We start from the raw sequence: 23,376 nt of genomic DNA, 5'->3' as shown, positions 1-23,376 counted from the left end.
TGCCCTGCCGGGCAGCGGATAGCACGGGCCTCAAGGTCGAGGGTGAAGGCGAGTGGAACGCACGCAAGCATGGTGGTCCCAAGCGGCGGGTTTGGTGCAAGATCCATCTTGGGATTGACGAGAAAACACTGGAGGTCCGGGCCGTAGGAGTCACCGGGAACCATATCGGCGGGGCACCTATCCTGCCTGACCTGCTCAGCCAGATCCCAGCCGAAGACAAGATCGCCAGCGTCACCGCAGACGGTGTCTATGACACCCGCAAGTGCCACGACGCGATCGCCGACCGCAGTGCGACTGCCGTCATCCCACCCCGCAAAAACGCCAAGCCGTGGAAGACCGTCACTGCGGGTGCCGTGGCCAGAAACGGGGCCCTGCGCGCATCGAAATACCTCGGTCGCGCGATCTGGCGAAACTGGAGCGCATACCACCGCCGAAGCCGCGTCGAGACCAAGATGCACTGTATGAAACTGCTGGGGCAGCGCCTCATGGCGCGGGACTTCGACCGACAGGTCGCGGAAGTCCAGGTCCGCATCGCCGTCATGAACGGCTACACCGCCCTTGGCATCCCTGTCACAGAAGCCGTGGGATGAATCCGTCCGGGGAAAGGGAAACCTCGGATATCACGAGTCTTTTGCGACAGAGCCGTTCCCCGGCCCCCTCATCCAGTCGGTCTGACAATTCCGGACGTGGAGCAGGGTCTTGCAAAGGCTCGAGTTCATCTTCTCAGTCGCGTATTTCCGGATCAAGAGACGAAATGGAGAGAGCGGTGCGCTCCAAGCAGGCAACGAGACCGCACCCCCCGCTTCACCGAGACTCCTCGTACAGGACGGGATTTCTGCTAGGAGGGGCGCACATTTCCGACTGATTGCTGCCTTGGCTGAACCGACTCGGGATCGATTCTTGCGAGGTCGAGACGTGAAACCCTGACGCATTGACAGCCGTCAATGGCAAGCTGCTTCGAATCGAGCAAGACTATTGCTATCGATAGGAGGAGCGGAACCGGAGAAATATCCTGGAAAAACGTCGCAAGACGCGGACCGCGAAATGATGGACCGGGAAAGCATCGAGACCTAGCGATCGGGGGCTGTCGGGTATCTGGCGGCAACACTTTGGATTACCTTGGTGTTGGCAGTCGATCCCGGCAGTCTTTGATTTGAGTTCCCAAGTTTAGGCGGAGTCCAGGCCAAAAAGAAGCCGGGGCAGATACTGTCTGCTCCGGCATTTTCGTTGTTCAGAATGACTTCCTTGTCTCGGGTTGGATCAGGATCATCAGGGCCTTCAATTTGACGACTCCGGCTAAGACAGCTCTCTACATCAACTTCCGGATATCCTCGTGGCCAGGGACGAAGGGTGAAACGGCCAGTCAAATGCCAAGAAGAATTGGCCCCTTTCTCCTCGTTCCTCATGGGCGTGCAGCGCAGTGTGGCGATTGCAGCCTAGAGGCTTAGGACTTCGGCTCAATCCAAGTTTCCCGCCAGAGGTCTCTCCGTTGCATGTGTCCCTTGGGCTCACGTATCGGCAGGTCTTATGGGCGTGGCGCTGACGGTCACGTGAGCTGGCCGGATCAACCGCGAGCCGATCGCGAAGCCTGGTCTGTGGAGCACCAGAACCTCTCCGGGTTCTTGCTCATCCGTCTCATGGATCTGCATTGCTTCGTGCAGGACCGGATCGAACGGTGTGTCCTTTGGGGCGATCGTCCGCACGCCGAGAGCCTTCAATCCGGTCTCGAATGCGGCCTTGATGCTACCTAGCCCGTCCAGATGCGCGGTGATCCGAGGATTATTGGCATCGGGGCCGGACTGCGCGGCCTCGACCGCACCACAGATCGCGTCATATGCGGGCGCGAGGGCCTCGACCGCAGTAGCGATGCCATGGTGCCGGCCTTCGAGATGGGACGCTTCGGCACGCTTCCTGGCGTTCTCGGCTTCGGCAAGCGCACGCTTCCATTTGTCGATCAGCACATCCAGGTCGGGCGTGGATGTGCTGGAATCAGGCTCGGCCGAGGCGGTGTCTTCGGCGGATTTGTCTTCAGCCCCTTCCATGAGGCGTTCCTTCCATGTTTTCGCGCGCTCAGCGCATAACCAGAAAAAGACGGGCCGATCCGCGCTGGACCGTAAGGGCAAGACCGCGCTGGACGTCCGAAAGCTGTGTTCGCAACTCGGCCACCGATGCCACGGGCACGCGGTTCACCTCGACGATGATGTCGCCCGCTTCCAGCCCGGACCGTGCTGCGCGGCTGTTGATGTCCACCCGGGCCACCACGACACCCGCGACTTCGCCATACAGCGGATCATCCGGTTCCATGTCCCGAAGATCCGCGCCGGACAGGCGGTCAAGTCCACGCTCTGCCTCGCTGCGGTTGGCGATCTGTGACTCCTGGCGCAGCGTTGCTACGAGGGTCATCGCCTTCCCGTCCCGGACGATCTCGATCTCCAGGTCGCGGCCAAGGCGTTTCAACCCGATCTGGCTGCGAAGGTCCGCGGAGCCTGCAATGGCGCGGCCGTCGACGGATATGATCACGTCGCCCGGCAGGAAGCCGGCCGCTTCAGCCGCGCTGCCAGGGTCGACCTGGGTTACAACGGCACCCTCAACGGGCTCTAACCCCATGGCGTCCGCGAGGTCGGGAGTAAAATCCTGGATCATCACCCCGAGACGGCCCCGCTGAACTTCCCCGAATTCGAGAAGCTGTTCGACGACCGCCTCGGCCATGTTCACGGGCACGGCAAATCCGATTCCGACGTTGCCGCCGGACGGCGCGATGATCGCGGTATTGATGCCCACGAGTTGGCCGTCGAGCTTTACCAGCGCGCCCCCGGAATTGCCGGGATTGATTGAAGCGTCGGTTTGGATGAAATCTTCGTAGCCTTCGATGTTCAGGCCGCTGCGTCCAAGCGCGCTGACGATGCCGGAGGTCACGGTCTGCCCAAGACCAAAGGGGTTTCCGATCGCCAGGACGTAGTCGCCCACCTGCAACTGGTCGCTGTCGCCCAGATCGAGAGCGGTGAGATTGTCCGGCTCGATCCTGAGGAGTGCGATATCTGTGCCGGGATCGCTGCCGATCAGTTCGGCATCGAATTGCCGGCGGTCCTTGAGTGTCACGACGATCCGCTCGCCGTCCTCGATAACGTGGTGGTTGCTCAGAACGTAGCCTTCCGCCGCATCGATGATCACGCCGGAGCCCGCGCTCATCTGCCTGCGGGGCATTGGCTGTTCGGGAAACGGCTGCATGTCGAAGAAGCGTCGAAAGAAGGGATCGTTGAAGAGCGGATTCACTTCGGCCATCTGTCGGCCTTCGACCGAGATGTTGACGACGGCGGGGGTCACTTCTGCCAGTAGCGGAGCCAGGGTCGGAAGGCCGTCGTCGGCGAGATACAGCGGACGGTCGGCGGTTTGCGCCGCGCCGGGTAACGCGAAAGCCAGCGTGAAGATGATAAGCGTCACAAGCGTTTGGCCAAGCCGAGAAACAACCGAAATCATTGTCTTACTCCTCACGAGCCATGGGAAAAGGGGCCGGATTCGCCCGGCCCCACATGTCAGGCAGCCTTCACCGGAATGCGTTTGACCTTGGCCTGCGCCTCCTCGGTCTTGGGAAGGCTGACGGTGAGAACACCGTTCTTGAACTTCGCGTCGGCCTTTTCGGGATCGACGCCCGCGGGCAAGGGCACAGTGCGATAGAACGACCCATAGGAGCGTTCTGACATATAGACTCCCTTGCGCGTTTCCTCGTGTTCAACCTTCTTTTCGCCTCGGATGGTCATCGCATCGCTCGACAGGGAAATGTCGATGTCCTCTTCGGTCATGCCGGGCAATTCCATCGAGACCTCGATGCTCTTGTCAGTCTCGGTGACGTCGGTGCTGGGACCGAACATGCCCACAACGGCGTTACGGCCGCCCAGGCCATTTTCAACCCTGCCCCAGAAATCCTCGAACACGTGGTTGATGTCGCGCTGCAGGGCCACCAACGGGTTGGCCGCCCGGCCGCTTTCAGTTGTCGGGGCCTGGTCCTTGTCGCGGCCCCATGGGATCAGATCGCTGATCTGCATTTCAAATCTCCTTCATTTGATTTGGTGCGTCGAAACGGCGGATCACGCAGCCTTGACCGAGATCTTTCTGGGCTTGGTTTGTGCGGAGCGCGGCAGTTCCAGCCGCAGAACGCCGTTCTTGAACTCGGCGTTGATCTTTGACTGGTCGATATCGTCGGAGAGCGTGAAGACGCGGATGTAATCGCCTTCACGATACTCGGACGACAAGCGACGATAACCTTCGGGCGCATAGGGTTTTACCTTGCCGCGAAGGGTCAGGATCTGGCGCTCCAGCGCGACATCGACGTCGTCGGGTGCCACTCCGGGCATGTCTGCCACGATGACGGTGGTATCGTCGCGTTCGAAGATGTCGACTGCTGGCGTGAAGGCCATTGCCGTACGGTTCGCGTCCCCGTTCGTCGATGCGACGCTTCGGTTCTGCTGCGGGGTGATTTCTCGTGCCATTTTGTCCTCCTTTCGTTTGTGGCTATCAGGATGCCTTGATCTGGATATGCTTGGGTTTGTCGTCCTCGGGCCGCTGCATCTCGACGGTCAGGATGCCGTCTGCGAAGCGGGCGTCGATGTGGTCGGGATTGACCCGGAACGGCAGTTCCAGCGAGCGCAGGAAAGATCCGTCCACGCGCTCGCGGCGATGCCAGACAATGTCGTCGCCGGTCGCCGCCTCGGGGCAGGTGACGCGCATCGACAGCATCGTATCCTTGACGGTCAGTTCGATGTCCTGCTCGGTCACGCCAGGCAATTCAGCCGTCATCACGACGCTGTCCGGACCCGCCCAGAAATTGATGGGTGGATAATTCGCCGTAGTGCCCGGTGTCCGAACGCCGTCGAAAAGCCGGTTCATCGCGATTTGCATCCGGCGCATGTCCGCGAACGGATCGTCGGTGCTCAATGGTGAGGAAAGTGTCTGCAGCATTGCAATTCTCCTTTTTACTGCAAGGTGGATATGATGCCCGACCGATCTTGGACCGTGTCGGACCGGATGGAGCGGACGCGTCGGGCAGGCGCGCGATCTGGGCAAGGTGCGACGGGAAGACATCCGGGTGCGGACCCGCCGAGCGATCGTTCTGGGCGGCTGCGCAGGCACGCCGCGGCGTCCCTGACGCGGCTCGGGGGGATGGCTGCATCACGCGATATATCCGCCCGTCCAAGATCCGGAGAGCCGGTCCCGGCGTCCCCGACTGGCGTCTGCGGAAGGCGCTCGCAGGCCATCAAGGACCGCTCGCCAAAATTTGAAGCCGGGCAGATCAACAGGCTGCGGATTATCATCTTGTCTTCCTCCCGATTGATGTTGCGTCCCCGTGGACCCGCGCGCCGGACTTCGGGCGTCGCGGTGGCCGGACTGCAAGAGGGGATCCGCCGGATCCCGTCACAGACCGAAGGGATAGGTCTCGTCCTCGATCGTATTCGTCAGCGTAGGCAGCGGCGTCACCGCGTGTGTCCGGTTGAACCAGACGAAGGCATCGTATTGTTCGGGCAGAGTCGCATAGCTGTAGTGGCTCGCCCGTTCGGTCTCGGGCCGGTAGATCACGCCGATGTAGCGCTGCAACCTAGGCTTGCTCAGAACACGGCGCAGGTCCGTCACGCCACTTCGTCCGAAGTCCCACACGAACCGTTCTAGGTCGACGTCTTGGCACAAGCTTTCGTAACTGTCGGGACGCGGGGGGCGAACGGTCTTTATCTGCATCGGCGCGTCCCATTCCGACGCGGCCGCGACCGTCCCCGACGCGGTTCCGAAGCCAATCAGCGCTGTCTCATCACCATATTCCTCGCGGCAGAGTTGCCCGATGTTCAGTTCGCCCCGCACGCGCCCCATATCCGTGTGGCGGGCGTCTCCGATGTGGGAATTATGCGCCCAGACGACTGCCTTGCCGCTAGGTCCAGCATGGTTGAGGATCTGGCGCAGGGTATGGAACATGTGCTTGTCGCGCAGGTTCCACGACACCTGCGACCCATAGTACATCATTCGGTAGTAGCGCTCCGCATTGGCAACAAGGCGGGCGTTCTGTGTTGCATCGAAGAACAGGTCGCCGTCGCGTGCCGCATAGTCGAGCTGTTTCTTGAGCAGGTCCATCAGGATCCGCGTGACCGGCTCCTCGCACAGCGAAAACCCTTGCGTCAGCGCCGCGCGGCCATATGCGGCCGGGTCATGCACCCATTCCGATAGGCAGCCATAGCGCGATCTGGCCACCGTTGCGGCCCCTTCGTCGACCCGATCGAGATAGGACAGGACCGCGGCGATCGACGCGTTCATGTTATACAGGTCGAGGCCGTAGAACGCGACACGCTCCTCCATTGCACGCGCGCCGTTGTATTGCCGCAGGTTACGGGTGAAGGCATCGAATTCCACGTTCCGCCACATCCAGGTCGGAAATCGTGCGAACGGGGGCGTCTTCATCGCCGAATGCGGCTTGTGGCGGATGTGCCGGTCGACCGCTGCTGCGTCAGGCCAGTCCGCCTCGACCGCGACGATCGAGAAGCCGTGGTCTTCGATCAGGCGGCGGGTGATTGCGGCGCGCGCTCGATAGAATTCAGTCGTCCCATGAGAGGCTTCGCCAAGCAACACGACGCGTTTCGACCCGAACCTGTCGAAGGCATCGGCAAAGGTGGGATCGTCAATCGTGGAAAGCGGGACGGCAGCGGCCCGCAGGATGGATCGCGGCGAGCGGACGCCGGTTGGCGGGACGGGTCCGAGCTGAGCCGGCACCTGGGCCCGCAGATGCGTCCTGAACCACGTTGCCGCAAGATCGACGGCGTCATCGAGTGTGCCCCGTTCCTCGAATAGATGGCTTGCCCCCGGCACGATCTCCAACTCCTTTGGACAGCGCAGCGCAGCGAGAGCCTTCTCGTTCAGCGGGATCACGTCGCGGTCCAGACTGCCCACGATCAGCAATGTGGGACTGCGCACCCGTGACAGGAAATCCTTGGCGAGGTCTGGTCGCCCCCCCCGCGAGACCACTGCTGCCACCCTCCCCTTGAGTTCGGCAGCCGCCACAAGCGCGGCACCTGCACCCGTGCTGGCCCCGAAGAGGCCTGTCGGCAGATCTTCGAGATCGGGCTCCGAGGTGACCCACATGGACGCTTCGACGACACGATCCGCCAGCAGCGGAATGTCGAAGACATTGCGGCGGTTCTTTCCTTCCTCGGGAGACAGCAGGTCGAACAGAAGGGTGGCGAACCCGTTGGCGTTCAGTTTGTCGGCGACGTAGACGTTGCGCGGGCTGCGCCTGCTGGAGCCGCTGCCATGGGCGAAGATGACGATGCCTCGCGGGTCGGGTGGCACGGTCAGGTCTCCGGGCAGTCCCAGCGGCGGGATCTCGACGTTCCGCTTGTGCGTGCCCGTCGCGCGGGCCTTTGCGGTGCGTATGGAATCCGAGGGGACCTGACACAGAAGGGCCACCGTCTCTTCGTCTGACAACTGGCGGAAATCGCGGTAGAATCCGCCGACCCCCCGAAACGCCGTCACAGGTTTGAGGCAGACGACGTCGTCTGACTGACCCGAGATCTCGTCGAGCGCCGGTTTGGGCGCTACGGGCAACGCAACTACAATCCGCGCGGGCTTGCCCCGCTTGAGCCCGATCAGCGCTGCCTTCATCGTGGCACCCGTTGCCAGCCCGTCATCGACAACGATTACACAGCGACCTTCGGGATCAAGTCTGGCGCGGTCGCCAAGGTATCTTTTCCTGCGCCGTTCCAACTCGGCCCGCTGGTCGGCCACGGCTTTCGAGACATAGGTTTCATCTGCACCGGACATTCGCCGCACATCCTCGTTGACGACGAATTCGTGCGTCGCCCCCTCGACGATGGCACCAAGCGCCACTTCCGGATTTCTTGGCGCTCCGATCTTGCGCACCATAAGCAAATCGAGCGGTGCCCCGATCCGCTTCGCGATCTCTACGGCAACGGGCACGCCGCCGCGCGGCAGGGCGTAGATCAGCGGCCGATCCAATTCCATCTTGGCTAGGATTTCGCCTAGTTGCCGACCCGCGTCGGCGCGATCTTCGAATGTGAATGCCAAGTGTTCCATGACGCGGAAAGTACCCCCTCCGCAGACTTGCGGAATTGATAACCGTCAATTGCCTCTTGTTGTTCGTCACCAGATGGCTTGAGACAGGCGGCAGGTTCACCTTGAGGTGTCATTTCCCATCCGGCCTCGCCGAAACAACAGGTTTGGCAGGCCACGAGCACCGCACCTTGATTTCCCTGCTCTTTGTCTTCTCTTGGATTTGTCGGAGCAACTTGGATTGAGGCGAAATCGCGCGCCTCTAGCAGATCTAGATGACTGAGTAGTCCCCTGTTCGAGCCTGCCTAGTGACGAGGTTCGGTGCCATTATTGTTGGAGCTTTCGGCGCGATGGCGAATGCGGAGCTCAAGCAAGGCTTATCCGTGCGGCTGGAAGCCTTCATGCCAATGGACCGGAGGCCGACCATGTCCGATCATTCAGATCGGACCACTCAGTGGAGGCACGCCCTGCTGGATATGTAAGGGGCAAAGCACAGACGCCCCGAAACAAAAATAAATCTTTTATGATCAATACACCGTGCCTGAAGCGACACGACCACACTCAAGATGGAGACAAGAACGGCCTGTCACCGACGCAGCCGGGTCACAAACCTCGGACTGACGCGCGGAGGCTCCAGCTGACATTCGATCGGATAAACGCAAGGCAACACCAAGGATTTCGTAAATTCTGAGCGAAAAAATGGCTGTGCAGTGCGTGGCATTGCCCGAACGCGAGCAGTCGTTCCAGCTGCCGGTTTCCCCCTTCGCCCCCTTCATGCTGCCGCGAACCAAGCTCTTTCACGTTAGTTAAGTCAGGATAACCTCCATAACTTCGGAAATATCCCAACGGGGTGCCGAACAGAGCCTTTATTTTAATGCATTTAAGAATAATTGTGGGAGTAACCATAATGCGCGTGTCCGGAGTTCAAGTCCCTGCACCGACACCATTTACCCCATGCATCGAAGTCGTTCGGTGCTTTGATTGTAAAAGGGTGCCGCTGTTCTGGTCTGGTTGGCAGCCGGGCCAAAGCGTGCCCAGATTAGGGTGCATGCCACTGCCTTCCTCCCGTGCCTGACCGATATTCCGTCCCTGAACACATTACCTCTGCCTCCAGGCCCAACCGGGATGCGGGGGCTTGAATCCATGAATTCAAGTGTTGGAAAGGAGGGGGCTGCGTGCGCGGTTTTGGATCTGTGTTTCCGACCGAGAGGATAAGCCCATCGCGTGATCTGTTCACCGAAAGCGCCAGGTGAAAGCAATTGATCAAAATCAACGTTCAAGACTTGCGTGCGGCCTAGAGAATAACCGCGCTTCAAGCCGCTGTGCCGGTAAAATTCAGGAAGTTCAGATGGGTGCCTTTCAGCCGACCGCCAGCCATATGCAACTTCCGTCCCGAGCCATCCTTGTGTTCCTCGCGGTTACCTTCCTGATCACTTGGGGGGTGGTCGGGACATACATTGTGGCACCGGAGCGCGCCGCCGCCTTGTTCGGGGAAATCAGCGGGTCGCACCCGCTTTTCTTTCTCGCGACATGGGCACCAGCCATTTCGGCCTTTCTCCTCGTGATAACCCATGGTGGCTTGCCGGGGCTGCGGAATTTTCTATCCCGGCTGCTGCTCTGGCGGTGCCCGGTGGGGTGGGTGGCATTTATCCTGCTCGGTTTGCCACTCGTCTTTGTTGCGGGATCGCTTATCAAGGGCGGCCCTGTTCTGGTGCCACTCCCGCCCGAGGGTGCGGGGCCCGTCCTGACGGTGCTGGTAATGATGCTGTTCCTTGGCCCGGTTGAGGAGTTTGGATGGCGCGGCGTTCTGCAGCCGCTGCTCCAGCGTCACATGGCACCGGTCTGGGCTGGCGTGTTGATCGGCACCATCTGGGGGTTTTGGCATCTTCCGGCCTTTTTCCTTTCCGGTACGGTCTTCGCGAGTTGGGATTTCCTGCCCTTCCTCGTCGGCAACGTGGTGATCGCGGTGTCGGTGACCCCGATGTTCAATCGGACGGGGGGCAGCATTCTCTGGCCGATGCTGTTTCACTGGCAGCTCATCAATCCGTTCTGGCCGGACGCGCAGCCTTGGGACACTTGGATTTTGGCCGCTGTCGCGCTGGTCATCGTCTGGTGGAACAGGGACAGCATGTTCACCCGGGAAGGTGCCGTAACGAAGGTCATACCGACCTGTGGCAAGGTGTCCGTGAGAGCGGTGCAATGAGGTCAGGGCGGGCCAGTGGCGTCATATTGGCCGTGTTTCTTTCCGTGACTTGGGCAGGATTTGCGCAGGCTGAGGTGGCTGGCGATCTGACCAATCGGCTTCAAGCCACGCTGGAACAGATACTCGACCGCTACGATTTACCCGGCGCGACGGCCGCTATCGTGGTTCCCGACGGGACCGTCTTCGGATCCGCGGCTGGCTTGGCCGATGTCGAGTTGAAGCGGCCCATGACGCCGGATACCCGTCTGCTGGCCGCGAGCATCGGCAAGACCTTCGTGGGCGCGATGGTGCTTGCGCTCGAAAGCAAAGGGCAGGTGTCGCAGTCGGACCTGCTGTCCAAGTATTTGGGTGACCGGCCCTGGTTCAGCGGTTTGCCGAACGCAGAGGCGATCACCCTTGGCCATCTGCTCCGCCACAGTTCCGGCCTGCCAGATCATCCGCACCTGCCGGAGTTTCACGCCGCCGCGCGTGCGCGCATCGCCCGGGACGGTGGCCGTTTTACTCCGGAAGAACTGATCGGCTTTGTCGTTGGAAAGGCACCGCTCTTCGCGAGTGGTAAGGGCTGGGCCTATACCGACACTGGCTATATTTTGCTGGGACTGGTGGTCGAGGCGGCAAGCGGTCGATCCTATTACGAGATGTTGACCGAACGCTTCCTCGACCCGCTCGGCCTTGGCGATACCGTTCCCTCCGATACGCCCGACATTCCCGATCTTGCGGTGGGCTACACCGTCGCGGACAACCCGTTCGGACTGCCCCAGCGAACGGCCGACCGCGCGGGACGCCTTCTCTGGGATCCGGCAATGGAGTGGACCGGTGGCGGCCTCGCCTCTAGTGCGTCAGATCTTGCGCGCTGGGGGCACGCCTTCTTCGGGGGTGAGGCAATGGAAGCCCCCTATCTTGACCGACTGCTCGACGGTGTTCCGATCGCGCCCGACACCGCGGGAATCCTCTATGGGACGGGTGTCGCAATCTATACCGATACACCGGATGGTCCGGTCTACGGTCATGGCGGGTGGATACCGGGCTATGTCTCAAGCCTGCGCCATTACGCGGATCACGGCGTGACGGTCGCCTTCCAGATCAATAGTGACGTGGGCGTGGTCGATGACAGCTCTGACCATGTGGCAGAGTTGGAGGCAATGTTGGCGAGGCTTGCGATCGAGGCAAGCCAATGATCGCTCGTCGTGCCTTTCTCGCGGGTCTCGCTGGCCTTGGGGTGGCGGGCGGCTGCTATGCGGCGGATGCCTACCGGAGCGCTGTGAACGCGGGCGAAGTGGGCCGCGCCCTAAGCAGCAGCGTAGTTGAAACTGCAGCCGGTCGGCTCGAATATGGCGTGGTCGGAAACGGCCCCCCGGTCCTGATACTCCATGGCACCGGGGGCGGCTTCGACCAAGGGCTGCTCTTTGCCAACAGACTACGCCAGAGCGGCTTCCGGATCGTCGCGCCTTCGCGTTTTGGGTATCTGCGGAGCAGCTTTCCCGACGACGCCTCGCCCGCTCACCAAGCTGACGTAGTTGTGGAGTTGCTCAACCACCTCGGGATCGCGCGACTTCCCGTCGTGGGCTGCTCGGCAGGGGCGCTGACCGCGGCGGAGGTTGCACTTCGCCATCCCGGGCGTTGCTCACATCTCGTGCTTCTCGTGCTTCTCGTGCCGGCGGCCATATCTGGCTTGGCCATGACGCGGATGTCGCCCGCGAGATCGCCATGTTTGTCGCGCCCGGAGTTTGACCCGGGTGCCGCAATCGCTGACCTGATAGGAGCCATCGGGATGACGTGGAGAAAAGTTGTTCTGACTGAGTTCGGCACCGCGGATTGCCTGGAGCTGCAAACGATTGAGAATCTTCCTGAACCGCAAGGGGCTGAGGTGCGGATCCGTATTTTGGTAACAAGCGCGGCCTTTACCGACGTAATGATCCGCAAGGGCCTGTACCCTGATGTGAAGGAAAGGCCGCCCTTCACCCCCGGCTATGATCTTGTTGGTGTCGTGGACGCGACCGGCCCCGGCGCAACCCGCTTCCGCCCCGGAGACAGGGTGGCGGACCTGACCACCATTGGCGCATATGCCGAATACATTTGCCGGCCAGAGGGCAGCTTGACGCCCGTGCCAGATGGCGTATCGGAGGTCGACGCGCTTGGTATGATCCTATCGGCTGTCGCACCCTATCAGATGCTCCACCGTGTCGCGAAGGCGAAGGCGGGGCAGAGCCTGTTGATCCATGGTGCAGGCGGCGCGGTCGGTACGGCAATGCTTCAGCTGGCCAAAGATGCCGGGATTGCGGCCTTCGGAACAGACATTGTTGGAAAGCATGCACTGATCCGCGGCCTTGGTGCCACGCCCATCAAAGCAGACGCCTCCGATGAGGTATTGCGAGAGGCGGTCGGCGCAGGCGTCGATGCCGTCTTCGACCCGCTTGGTGGCGCAAGCCTGTCACGCTCCCTCCATGCGCTCAGGCCGGGCGGCATGCTGGTCGCGTTCGGTTTTCAGAACGAGGTGCTGGGACGCGGCGGTTCGATTCCGATGGATTTCGTGAAGCTCAAGCTCTGGGACTGGTTGCCCAACGGTCACGCCACTGCCTTATATTCCATCGGGGCGATGCGTCGGGCGCACCCCAATTGGTTCGGTCGGGATCTGGCGGAACTCTTCAACATGCTGGTCGAGGGGCGGATCGACCCGGTTGTCGCGGAGGTTCTGTCCTTGGACGAAGTAAGCCGCGCCCATGAAATGGTTGAGGCGGGTAAAGCGCAGGGCAAGATTGTGCTGAGGGTCGGTACCGCGTGAAAAATCGGGCGCACTGCAACAATCCCGCGCGTCGCTGCCTTGCGGGGATCGCGGTTGCACTCGGGTTCCTCCTGTCATTGAACCATGCAACCGCGCAGGGGGGTGTTCCGGCGCTCACCGACCGCCTGTCCAAGGTGATTCCGGACAAGATGATCGCGACGGGCGTGCCCGGTATGGTTGTGGTTTTGCTTGCTGACGGTGTTCCGGTCTGGACCCGGGCCTTTGGCTTCGCTGACCTCGAGACGGGCCGCGCGATGCCGCCCGACGCATTGTTCCGGGTCGAGTCCATTTCCAAGCCGGTCACGGCCTGGGGTGCCATGCGGCTTGCCACGACAGGGCGGCTCGATCTGGACGCGCCGATCAGTGACTGCCTGACCGATTGGCATCCTCCCATGGGCCTGCCGGCGATCACCACGCGTCAGCTGCTTTCCAACACAGCGGGTGTTGGTCTCGGCGACTACGGCGCGCGCTATGCGCCGAACGAGGTGCGACCGGATCTTGCTGCTTACCTTACCGAGGATTTCTTAATGATCGGGAGGCCGGGCACGCGCTTCGCCTACTCCGACACGGGTTTCAATCTGGTCGAACTGGAGATTGAGGTCTGCACGGCATCAGACTTTGCCGACCTGATGCGGAAAGAGGTTTTGCTGCCGCTGGGCATGGACGGGGCCAGCTATGCCTGGACCGGGTTACAGATGCCGGTGGGGCATGACCTGCGCGGCCAGCCGGTCCCGCCTTACGTCTATCCTGGTCGCGCCTCGGGGGGGCTGCATGCTACCGCGGCCGACATTGCACGCTTCGCCGCCGCCGGGATGGGGGGTGCCAAGCAAACGGTTCTTCCCCCCCACGCTGTCGCTGAGATGCACCATTCATTGATCGAGGTGGGCGGGCTCTTTGGGTTGGCCGCCGATGGCTATGGGCTGGGGCATTTCACCGAGATGCTGTCGGATGGTCGTGCGGCGGTCTGGCACGGCGGGCAGGGGTATGGCTGGATGAGCCATCTGCACATGGTGCCGGAGACCGGCGATGGCATCGTGATCTTGGCAAATAGCCAGCGGGCTTGGCCACTCTTTGCCGCGATCCTGCGCGACTGGTCGGAAAGCCTCGGTGTCGCGCCGGTTGGCATGGCGCGCGTGCTTTGGGCGGGGACGGCGGCGCGCGTCGCAATCGGCATCCTCGCCGCAGTGACGGCGCTTATTCTCTGGGCTGCGCTCGGTGGTCGGCCACTTGGGTCAGCGGTCCGAATAGGTCTTGGCATCATGGCCGTGCCACTTCTGCTTTGGCCGCTTCGGGCCGCAACAGCCGAATATCTTTTCCTGTTTTCGATCTTGCCTGCACTTTGGCCGTGGCTTGCCGCTTCTTCTGGATTGGCTGGCCTTGGTCTGGGTGCGCTCGCCTTGACTCCGGTGCGGGTTCGACAGGGCATTTGACAGTTTCAGCCCGGAGAACGCAGGACACAACCTCTCTTACCGGGCGCGGCCCGGAACGCGGTCGCCGCGTACCAGGAAACGACCGTCGATCCTGAGCGCCAGCGGCTCGCCCGAGATCGGCACCGCTCCGTCCAGCGCCGGTCGCTGGGCATGGATGTGCAGGTGCGGCTCGGTGCTCGCGCCTGAATTGCCGACCGCGCCGAGTTCATCGCCGGTGATTATACGGTCGCCGGGTGCCACCGCCGGGCTGCCTTTCATCATATGAGCCAATACGATGTCGGCTTCGCCTCAGCGCAAAATCACATGGTTTCCAAGACGTTTCGCGGTGTCTTCGTCCGGCACCTCGTTATCTGGCATTGCGCCCTCGGCCGCGATAACGATTCCATCGCAGGGCGCGTAGAGAGCCGCCTCGAATATCGAGTAGGCTGCCGGGTCCACCGGTTGCCAACCGTTGACGCGCAGCCCCCAAGGACCAAGTCCAAAGAAATCGACCGCGTAGGATTGCCCACGCCATGCCCGGATCCGCTCCACTCCGGGATCAAGGGTGCGCATATGTCCGTTGACGAGCGTGTTCGAACCGCCATGGCCCACGAGATAGTGGCCCGGTAAAGGGGTTGGCGATATCGACGACCGCGACCGGCGGCAGGCCGCGCCCAGCCAGGGCGCGCGCGCCAAACCACCCGCCAACTGCGAGTAGGACAAGCGATAGGGTAAATCCCGCCCATGCCCAAAAACCAGACGGCAGAAGACTCAAGCCGACAGGCGACTTCCGTAGCCTCCAGAAAGCGCAGCGGTCAGCCAGAGTGCACCATAGACCCAAGGCAGCCACCAGACCGGAAGCGCCCACAGCGCCACCCGGGCCAGTGCAAACAGGAGAGCACCCGTCCCACTGGCCTGAAGCGCGCGGCCCGCAACGCTGCGCGCAGGCATCAGGGCGAGCCAAGCCAGCAGTATCACAGGCAGCGCAACCTGAACGGCGAGGATCATCACAGTGATGGAGATGCTCCGGGGAACCGGATATTGGAGACATCGGCGCGAAAGAACGGAAAATATGCTCCGGTCCCGAACATGTTTCCCGCCTCGACCCGGAAGGGCAGCCGATATCCGCCCACGTCTCGAAATTCCGAGAGATACCCTCCGAAGGGCTGCAGGCGATGAATTTTGTCCGGGTTGGCATCGCTCCATCGTTGGAATGACACTTCCACCGGTCGTCCCTCGCCGTCGATGGTCACGTCAACCGCTTGCTCAAGCGATCCGTGCCGTACCGTGACCCGCGCAGTGTCCTCGTCCACCGGCACCCAAGTCACGTTGGGACCGGGCAGAAGCGCTGCGGGAGTCCAGAACGCGGCTTCGGCGACATAGCGACCGAAAGCCGAACGGCTGTGATCAACATCGCCGCCAAGCCGTGCGACCGGGATCAGGCCAAATAGTCGGAACCGCGTCCAGTTGGCCGCATCCGATCCCGAAACGGGCAGTCCCCGGAGTGTGCGCATCGCCCAGACAAAGCCTTCGGGTGCGGCAAGTATCTGGTTCGCTTCCATCGGTTGATAGCGCGGTGCCTCCTTGGTGCCGAGACCGAACTCACCCGTCATTTCAATTATGGCCACAGGCAGAAGCGGCGTTCCCGACCGGATTGTATAGGTGAAATACCTCCGCGCTGGCTCTGGCAGGTCCGCGACCATCTCGGGCGCAAAACGGTCGGGATCGTCCGGCTGCAGCGCCGCCAGCCTGTCCCATTCAGCGCATTCTGCCCGGCGATCCAGAAGTAAGCGAACGGCAAGCGCCGACAGCCCGAGGATGACCGCTATCGAAAGCCCGATGGCAAGGTTCACTGGATCCGATCCCACACTGACATGACGGTGCTTTTCCACATGACCACGAAGGTCAGTCGATGATCTGGATCAAGTCAGACGGATTGAGATATGGCTCGGGCTGCTTCACCGTCGATGCGCGTTGCAGACGTCTGAACAACCCGGGTCCGCTCCGACCCCACGAAGGGTATTGGAAACCGCGTCGTGTCTCCAACCGAATCAATCGGCGATCTGCGTCTAAGACGACTTGCGGTGACTGAGCACTATCCGGCTTCGACGTCACCAGAATACCGGCCTCACCATCACGGGACGGTCGGCTTGCAAGCGCAGCGAAAGTTTGAAAACGGCCGCCTACGCGGTATCAGAAATCCAGATTTTCCACGCTCAGCGCATTCTCCTGAATAAATTCGCGCCGCGGTTCCACCACGTCGCCCATCAGCTTGGTGAAGACATCATCGGCTTCGGCAATGTCTTCGACCTTCACCTGCAACAGGGTTCGGGCCTCGGGATCCAGCGTCGTTTCCCAAAGCTGACTTGGGTTCATCTCGCCCAGTCCCTTGTAGCGTTGCAGGGTCAGGCCCTTCTCGCCCTCGGCCAGCACCGCGTTCAGAAGGTCGGTTGGCCCGTGGACGATATTCTCGCGATCCTTGCGCATCAGCTTGGCTGGGTCGCGATAGACGTCGCGGTTTTCTCCGGACACCTGCGCCAGTTTGCGTGCCTCGCCCGAGCGTAAAACGGCACCATCCAATGTACGCACCTCTTCCACACCACGCAGAACGCGGGCCAGCTTGATTCCATGATCCTGAGTGATGCGCCCTTGCCAGCCGCGCTCGTATTCCTCGGCCACCTGGTCCAGGCGTTTGGCAACGGTATCGGCGACACCTTGCAGGTCGCTGTCCGCTTGCCCCGCTTCAAAGGCCCCGGCCAGTGCCGCTTGTTCGAGGATGTGACGCGGGTAATGCGTTGGGAAGGCATCCAGAATGCGCTTGAAGTTCCGCGCGCCCTGAATCACGCGATCAAGGTCATTGCCCGCGATCTCCTCACCCGAGGGCAGCAGCAGGGTTGCACCGTCGGTGCCCTGTTGCACCAGGTAATCCTCCAGCGCGATCTGGTCTTTGAGGTAGACCTCCGACCGCCCGCGCCCGACTTTGAACAGCGGCGGCTGCGCGATGTAGAGGTGCCCGTCCTCGATGATCTCGGGCATCTGCCGATAGAAGAACGTAAGCAGCAGCGTGCGGATGTGCGCACCGTCGACGTCGGCGTCGGTCATGATGATGATCTTGTGATAGCGCAGCTTGTTGATGTTGAACTCGTCGCGCCCGATCCCGGTGCCCATCGCAGTGATCAGCGTGCCGATTTCCTGGCTGCCCAGCATCCGGTCAAAGCGCGCCCGCTCCACGTTCAGAATTTTGCCGCGCAACGGCAACACGGCCTGGTTCTGACGGGCGCGACCCTGTTTTGCCGATCCACCGGCCGAGTCGCCCTCGACCAGGAACAATTCCGCTTTGGAAGGATCCTTTTCCTGACAATCGGCCAGTTTGCCGGGAAGGGAGGCGACATCCATCGCCGTCTTGCGCCGGGTCAATTCGCGCGCCTTGCGGGCTGCTTCGCGTGCGAAGGCAGCCTCGATGATCTTGCCGACGACTTGCTTGGCGACCTGGGGGTTTTCCTCGAACCACTCGGCCAGCTTTTCGTTCACCAGGTTCTCGACCGCCGGGCGCACCTCGGAGGACACCAGCTTGTCCTTCGTCTGGGAGGAGAATTTGGGGTCCGGCACCTTGACCGACAACACGCAGGTCAGGCCTTCGCGCGCATCGTCGCCGGTAAACTGGACCTTTTCCTTGCGGGCGATCCCGCTGGATTGGGCGTAGAGGTTGATCGTTCGTGTCAGCGCGCCGCGCAGCCCCGCCATATGCGTGCCGCCGTCCCGCTGCGGGATGTTGTTGGTGAAGGGAAGGACCATCTCGTTGTAGCTGTCGTTCCACCACATCGCGACTTCCACGCCGATGCCGTCCCGCTCGCCTTCCATGTAGATCGGCTCGGGCATGACAGCGGTCTTGGAGCGGTCAAGATACTTCACGAATTCCCGGACGCCGCCCTCGTAGAACAACTCTGTCCGGAGCGGTTCCGCCGGCCGCAGGTCTTCCAGCACGATCCGTACGCCGGAGTTCAGGAACGCCAGTTCGCGCAGGCGCGTCTCTAGCGTCTTGAAGACGTAGTTCAGGTTCGAGAACGTCGTGAGAGAGGCCATGAAGCGCACTTCGGTGCCCGTCTCGGTCGTGTCGCCGACGATTTCGAGGTGCTTGACCGTGTCGCCCCGTTCGAAGCGGGCGATATGCTCCTTGCCGTCGCGCCAGATGCGCAACTCCAGCCAATCGGATAGTGCATTCACAACCGAGACGCCCACGCCGTGCAGGCCGCCCGACACCTTGTAGCTGTTCTGGTCGAATTTCCCGCCTGCGTGCAGCTGGGTCATGATGACCTCGGCTGCCGAGACGCCTTCTCCTTCGTGGATGCCGACCGGAATACCGCGGCCGTTATCCTTGACGGATACGGACGAATCCGGGTGGATTCTTACGGTCACATGCGTGGCATGACCGGCCAGCGCCTCGTCGATGCCGTTATCGACGACTTCGTAGACCATGTGGTGCAGGCCCGATCCGTCATCGGTGTCGCCGATGTACATGCCAGGGCGTTTGCGTACCGCCTCCAACCCCTTGAGAACCTTGATCGAATCGGCACCGTATTCCTGCGGCGCGGGTTGTTGGTCGGACATGAATTTTTCTTCCCGTTCTGTTGCCCAACATATACGCATTTCCGGGGCCAGTGTCACGGGAAGTGCACCATATTTTGTGGGTGTCGGCAAAGTTCGGCAAGCGCGCCGATCGGCCCTGTCCCCAGGGGTTTCAGGGGGTGTAGTCCTCGGCTTGGCTTGTGCCGTCCGCATCGGTGACGCGCAGGTGCCGGGCGGTGTCGCCAAGCTCGGCGAACAACTCCGCTCCGGTGCCCGTCAGGAAGGCTTGCCCTTCAAGGTCGGACAGCTCGGAATAGAGCGCGGCGCGGCGAACCGCGTCCAGATGCGCTGCGACTTCATCCAGCAGGAGGATCGGCGCATTGCCCGTCTCGGCCTTGAGCGCGCGCGCGTTCGCCAGGATAAGCGAGATCAGCAGCGCCTTCTGTTCGCCCGTGGAGCAGAGCCGCGCTTCCATGTTCTTGGCCGCGTAGTGCCCGACCAGATCGGCGCGGTGCGGTCCCACCAGCGTGCGCCCGGCGGCCATATCGCGTGGGCGGGAGCGCGCGAAGGCTATTCGCAGGTCATGCTCGGTCGCCGGGGCCGCCCCATCCGGGTGTATCAGGGCAAGATCGGCGGCGGGAAAGGGTCCGTCGTCGGTTTGCGCAGCCGCCAACCGGGCCAGCGCATCCAGCCGACGGGCGTGAATGGCCGCGCCATGCCGCGCCATTTGCAGTTCAAGTGCGTCATACCAATGGTCATCCCGCACGCCGTCCTTGAGAAGACGATTGCGATCGCGCATTGCCTTTTCATAGGCCAGCACGCCTTCGCCGTGTTCGGGCAGAAAACTGAGCGTCATGCGGTCAAGAAACCGGCGCCGCCCCTCCGCCGCCTCAAGCCAGAGCCGGTCCATCGACGGCACCAGCCACAGCACGCGCGCCAATTTCGCCAGCGCGATCTGGGGCGAGGATTTGCCGTCGATCAGAGTGGTTCGGGGCTGCCCCGGCTCGGCGCGCAACTCCACCTCGTGCCCGGACAGGTCCGCCGCGATGCGCCAGCCGATCGCTTCCGGCTTACGGATGATCTCCTCGGCTTGCGCACGGCGCATTCCCCGACCGGGTGACAGCAGAGAAACGGCCTCCAACAGGTTGGTCTTTCCGGCACCGTTTGGGCCATGAATCGCGACAAGGCGGCTGTCGAAGGTCAGCCGGGTGCGCCGATGCGACCTGAAGTGCGACAGGGCCAGCGCCGAAACGCCGACCCTGACCATGTCAGACACGCCCTATCAAACGCGCATCGGCATGACGACGTAGATCGCGGACAGGTCATCACCTTCGCGCATCAGTGCCGGGTCACCCGAGTTGTTGAACAGGAAGGTCGCCATCTCCACGTCGACCTGGGCCGCGATTTCCTGCAGGTATTTGGCGTTGAAGCCGATTTCCAGTTTCTCGTCGCCATAGGCCACGGCCAGCTCTTCCTCGGCGTTGCCGGAATCCGGCGCATTCACGGAAAGCGTCAGCCTATCCTCGTCCAGCGTCAGCTTCACCGCGCGGGAGCGTTCGGAGGAAACCGTCGCGACGCGATCCACCGCCTTGGCGAAGTCTTTGGCGTCGACCTTCAACTCGCGCGTGTTGCCGGTTGGGATGACGCGCGCATAGTCCGGGAAGGTGCCGTCGATGACCTTGGAGGTCAGTGTGATCTGGGGTGTGGCAAAACGGATCTTGGTCTCAGACACCGACACGGCAATCTCCGCGTCATCGTCCGACAGCAGTTTGCGCACCTGATCCACCGTCTTGCGCGGAACGATCACGCCCGGCATCTCCTCTGCCCCCGAGGGCAGTTCCGCATCGACGCGCGCCAGGCGGTGACCGTCGGTCGCCACGGCACGGAATTTCCGCCCACCCTCACCTTCAGCGACGTGCATGTAGACGCCGTTGAGATAATAGCGTGTCTCTTCAGTCGAGATGGCGAAGCGCGTCTTGTCGAACAGTCGGCGCAATACGCCGGCCTTGCAACTAAAGTTGGCATCGTAGTCGGACGACGCCATGACGGGGAAATCCTCGCGCGCCAGCGTCGCCAGAGAGAAATGCGCCCGCCCTGCGGTGATATCCAGCCGACCCTGCGCCTGATCTTCGCTGATCTGCACCAGGGCACCGTCGGGCAGCTTGCGAACGATCTCGTGGAACAGAACGGCCGAAACCGTGGTCCCGCCTGGGCGTTCGACCTGGGCAGTCGCCTTGTCGATGACTTCGATATCAAGGTCGGTGGCCTTAAAGCTCACGCCGTCGGCGTCTGCTTCCATCAGGACGTTGGCCAGAATCGGGATCGTGTTTCTGCGCTCGACCACGGCCTGGGCCTGGCTGACGGCATCAAGAAGCGCGGCGCGCTCGATGGAGAATTTCATAGGTCAAACCTCGGCTGCTCGGAGCGGCAGAATAGCGCCGCCCGACGCCAGTGCAACGGGGCATTACCCTCGGATGTCAGGTGTGGCGCCTCAGCCTTCCAGCTTGCGCTGCAAAAGCTGGGCATCTTCGGCGATTTGGGTGTCGGCGGCCATCAATTCCTCGATCTTGCGCACGGCGTACAGAACGGTCGTGTGATCGCGCCCGCCGAACTTGCGCCCGATCTCGGGGTAGGAGCGGGGGGTCAGCTTTTTGGCCAGATACATCGCCATCTGCCGGGGCCGGGCCACGGTGCGCGACCGGCGGGCCGACGTCATGTCGGACATGCGAAGCGAATAATGCTCGCAGGTGACCTTCATGATTTCGTCGATGGTCAGTTTGCGATCCGACGCCCGCAGCAGGTCGCCCAATACGTCCTGCGCCTGCGCCATGGTCACGTTCTGCTTTACCAGGTCAGCATAGGCGAACAGCCTCATGACGGCCCCCTCCAGCACCCGGATCGATGCCGTGATGCGGCTGGCCAGGAATTCGAGCACGCCGTCTTCGAGTTGAAAGCTGGGATGCTGCGCAGCGAAGGTGTCGACGCGGTGCTGCAGGACACCCAGGCGCAATTCGTAGTCGGCAGGATGCAGATCGACGACGAGGCCAGATTGCAGACGCGAGGTGATGCGTTCCTCCAGGTCAGAAATTTCTGCCGGACTACGATCGGCGGAAATGACCACCTGCTTGCCCTGATCGACCAGCGCGTTGAACGTGTGGAAAAACTCTTCCTGCGTACTCTCCTTTCCCGCAATGAACTGGACATCATCCACGAGAAGAACATCGACAGTGCGGAACAACTGTTTGAAGTCCATCGTATTCTTTTCGCGCAAAGCCTGCACGAAGCGATACATGAACTGTTCTGCCGAGAGGTACATCACGCGCTTTTCGGGATGGGCCTCCTGCATTTCCCAGGCGATTGCCTGCATCAGGTGCGTCTTTCCCAGCCCCACGCGACCGTGCAGGAACAGAGGATTGAAACTGACCGGGCCGTTGGCGGCGACGCGGCGCGCGGCTGCATGGGCCAGTTCGTTCGACTTGCCCACTATGAAGCCGTCGAAGGTGAAGCGTTTGTCCAGCGTGTTTTCCTGCCGGGCCCGCGACCGGGGGGTCGATTCGTCGGGCGTCTGGAGGATTTCGGAACGGGGCGCGTTGCTGGCATTCGCCACTCCGGCACCGCACACAAGGCGGACAACTTCGCCGCCGGTCTCGGTGACATGGCGCAGAATCACGTCCTGAAAGTTTTGCATGACCCACTTGCCGATGAAATCTGTCGGCGAAGCCAGGCTGAGCGTGCCTTCATCCAAGGACCGGAACGAGAGTGGCTCGATCCATGTCTGGTAGTTATGCGCCCCGATGTCTTTGCGGATTCCACTTTTCGCGCAAGCCCATGCATCATTCGTCATTTACTGGCCCCAATCGCCCTTCTTATGTTGCGTTCAGGACTGGCACCAAGCCAGTCCATGGGCCTTCCATCCGTTCAGGCCCCCCCGATGCGCGAGGTTGTTCAGATCGCCCTCGAACCCTTCGGCCACGTTGATGCACGGAACCGATTCCCCTCTGGCAGTGAGGGCTTCGGCTACGGCTTGCGCCGCTTGCATCGACCGTGCACCGGAGCGGCAGATGAAAAGGAAGCGGGATGGCAATTCCCCGACTTCCTCCAAAAGCGCCCCGACAAACGCCGGGTTCGGGGTCAAGTCGGGCCAGGATTTCCATTCAACGTGAATGGTCTCCTTTCCTATGGCCGACAAGTCGGACCACCCCACGAATGTCCATTCGGGCCTAGTCCTGACATCCACGAGGACGGATCTTTTGTCTTCTGACAATATATTCCACGCTTCCCGAGGCCCAACCTCAGGAATGAGCGGATATCGATCCGTCGTCATTGATATACCCCTTGAGCGATCTGACTCGCTGCACAAAGAGGGATACCCG

Annotated in this window: 20 protein-coding genes; 5 read left to right on the top strand and 15 right to left on the bottom strand. The window is 61.8% G+C overall.

Annotation, left to right across the window (positions count from 1 at the left end):
* On the top strand, positions 1 to 590 hold a 590-nt coding region (locus BLV27_RS08475), incomplete at its 5' end, for an IS5 family transposase (protein WP_139176575.1).
* A gap of 918 nt (positions 591 to 1,508) precedes the next feature.
* Here the strand turns inward: BLV27_RS08475 and BLV27_RS08470 are convergent.
* The 6 genes from BLV27_RS08470 to BLV27_RS08445 all read right to left on the bottom strand — a co-directional run bounded on the left by BLV27_RS08470 (position 1,509) and on the right by BLV27_RS08445 (position 8,067).
* Positions 1,509 to 2,042, bottom strand: a complete 534-nt coding sequence (locus tag BLV27_RS08470) for a nucleotide exchange factor GrpE (RefSeq protein WP_092644862.1) — start codon at positions 2,040 to 2,042, stop codon at positions 1,509 to 1,511.
* Between the two features lie 28 nt (positions 2,043 to 2,070).
* Positions 2,071 to 3,477, bottom strand: coding sequence for a DegQ family serine endoprotease (locus tag BLV27_RS08465; protein WP_092644860.1), 1,407 nt, complete (start codon positions 3,475 to 3,477; stop codon positions 2,071 to 2,073).
* A gap of 56 nt (positions 3,478 to 3,533) precedes the next feature.
* Positions 3,534 to 4,043: an Hsp20/alpha crystallin family protein gene (locus tag BLV27_RS08460; protein WP_092644858.1), complete on the bottom strand. Its 510-nt coding sequence runs from the start codon at positions 4,041 to 4,043 to the stop codon at positions 3,534 to 3,536.
* 42 nt (positions 4,044 to 4,085) lie between these two features.
* Complete coding sequence (locus tag BLV27_RS08455) at positions 4,086 to 4,487, bottom strand: Hsp20/alpha crystallin family protein (RefSeq protein ID WP_092644856.1); 402 nt, start codon at positions 4,485 to 4,487, stop codon at positions 4,086 to 4,088.
* Positions 4,488 to 4,512: 25 nt separating this feature from the next.
* Positions 4,513 to 4,956, bottom strand: a complete 444-nt coding sequence (locus BLV27_RS08450; protein ID WP_170831393.1) for an Hsp20/alpha crystallin family protein — start codon at positions 4,954 to 4,956, stop codon at positions 4,513 to 4,515.
* Between the two features lie 453 nt (positions 4,957 to 5,409).
* Positions 5,410 to 8,067 carry an erythromycin esterase family protein gene (locus tag BLV27_RS08445; protein WP_092644852.1) on the bottom strand — a complete coding sequence of 886 codons (2,658 nt, stop codon included), beginning with the start codon at positions 8,065 to 8,067 and terminating at the stop codon, positions 5,410 to 5,412.
* 1,324 nt (positions 8,068 to 9,391) lie between these two features.
* Between BLV27_RS08445 and BLV27_RS08440 the strand changes: the two genes are divergently transcribed.
* The 4 genes from BLV27_RS08440 to BLV27_RS08425 all read left to right on the top strand — a co-directional run bounded on the left by BLV27_RS08440 (position 9,392) and on the right by BLV27_RS08425 (position 14,458).
* Positions 9,392 to 10,246 carry a CPBP family intramembrane glutamic endopeptidase gene (locus BLV27_RS08440; RefSeq protein ID WP_092644850.1) on the top strand — a complete coding sequence of 285 codons (855 nt, stop codon included), beginning with the start codon at positions 9,392 to 9,394 and terminating at the stop codon, positions 10,244 to 10,246.
* 74 nt (positions 10,247 to 10,320) lie between these two features.
* On the top strand, positions 10,321 to 11,424 hold the full coding sequence (locus BLV27_RS08435; protein ID WP_244504587.1) for a serine hydrolase domain-containing protein: 1,104 nt from the start codon (positions 10,321 to 10,323) through the stop codon (positions 11,422 to 11,424).
* Positions 11,421 to 13,028, top strand: a complete 1,608-nt coding sequence (locus BLV27_RS08430; RefSeq protein ID WP_092644846.1) for an alpha/beta fold hydrolase — start codon at positions 11,421 to 11,423, stop codon at positions 13,026 to 13,028. The genes BLV27_RS08435 and BLV27_RS08430 overlap by 4 nt, the downstream gene beginning before the upstream one ends.
* The gene (locus tag BLV27_RS08425) at positions 13,025 to 14,458 is read left to right on the top strand and encodes a serine hydrolase domain-containing protein (protein ID WP_092644843.1); all 1,434 of its coding nucleotides are present in this window, start codon (positions 13,025 to 13,027) and stop codon (positions 14,456 to 14,458) included. Before BLV27_RS08430 ends, BLV27_RS08425 begins: the two co-directional genes overlap by 4 nt.
* Positions 14,459 to 14,494: 36 nt before the next feature.
* On the opposite strand, the gene BLV27_RS08420 is transcribed toward BLV27_RS08425, so the two are convergent.
* The 9 genes from BLV27_RS08420 to BLV27_RS08380 form a co-directional block, all read right to left on the bottom strand.
* Positions 14,495 to 14,719: a M23 family metallopeptidase gene (locus BLV27_RS08420; RefSeq protein ID WP_092644841.1), complete on the bottom strand. Its 225-nt coding sequence runs from the start codon at positions 14,717 to 14,719 to the stop codon at positions 14,495 to 14,497.
* 27 nt (positions 14,720 to 14,746) lie between these two features.
* Positions 14,747 to 15,160 carry a hypothetical protein gene (locus BLV27_RS19010; protein WP_139176574.1) on the bottom strand — a complete coding sequence of 138 codons (414 nt, stop codon included), beginning with the start codon at positions 15,158 to 15,160 and terminating at the stop codon, positions 14,747 to 14,749.
* 48 nt (positions 15,161 to 15,208) lie between these two features.
* The gene (locus tag BLV27_RS08410) at positions 15,209 to 15,445 is read right to left on the bottom strand and encodes a hypothetical protein (protein WP_092644837.1); all 237 of its coding nucleotides are present in this window, start codon (positions 15,443 to 15,445) and stop codon (positions 15,209 to 15,211) included.
* Entirely contained in the window at positions 15,445 to 16,290 is an 846-nt protein-coding gene (locus BLV27_RS08405; RefSeq protein WP_211605495.1) for a DUF6544 family protein, read from the bottom strand. The genes BLV27_RS08410 and BLV27_RS08405 overlap by 1 nt, the downstream gene beginning before the upstream one ends.
* Positions 16,291 to 16,630: 340 nt before the next feature.
* Positions 16,631 to 19,045: a DNA topoisomerase (ATP-hydrolyzing) subunit B gene (gene gyrB, locus BLV27_RS08400; protein ID WP_092644835.1), complete on the bottom strand. Its 2,415-nt coding sequence runs from the start codon at positions 19,043 to 19,045 to the stop codon at positions 16,631 to 16,633.
* A 130-nt stretch (positions 19,046 to 19,175) separates the two neighbouring features.
* Positions 19,176 to 20,270: a DNA replication/repair protein RecF gene (gene recF, locus BLV27_RS08395; protein WP_092644833.1), complete on the bottom strand. Its 1,095-nt coding sequence runs from the start codon at positions 20,268 to 20,270 to the stop codon at positions 19,176 to 19,178.
* 15 nt (positions 20,271 to 20,285) lie between these two features.
* Positions 20,286 to 21,404, bottom strand: a complete 1,119-nt coding sequence (gene dnaN / locus BLV27_RS08390; protein WP_092644831.1) for a DNA polymerase III subunit beta — start codon at positions 21,402 to 21,404, stop codon at positions 20,286 to 20,288.
* A gap of 90 nt (positions 21,405 to 21,494) precedes the next feature.
* Positions 21,495 to 22,847, bottom strand: coding sequence for a chromosomal replication initiator protein DnaA (gene dnaA / locus BLV27_RS08385; RefSeq protein WP_092644829.1), 1,353 nt, complete (start codon positions 22,845 to 22,847; stop codon positions 21,495 to 21,497).
* Between the two features lie 33 nt (positions 22,848 to 22,880).
* Positions 22,881 to 23,327, bottom strand: a complete 447-nt coding sequence (locus BLV27_RS08380) for a rhodanese-like domain-containing protein (RefSeq protein WP_092644827.1) — start codon at positions 23,325 to 23,327, stop codon at positions 22,881 to 22,883.
* Positions 23,328 to 23,376: the final 49 nt, after the last annotated feature.

It is taken from the genome of Jannaschia faecimaris (assembly GCF_900107415.1).
In the GTDB taxonomy this organism is placed as follows: Bacteria; Pseudomonadota; Alphaproteobacteria; order Rhodobacterales; family Rhodobacteraceae; genus Jannaschia; species Jannaschia faecimaris.
This window is presented reverse-complemented; position numbering and strand designations above follow the sequence as displayed.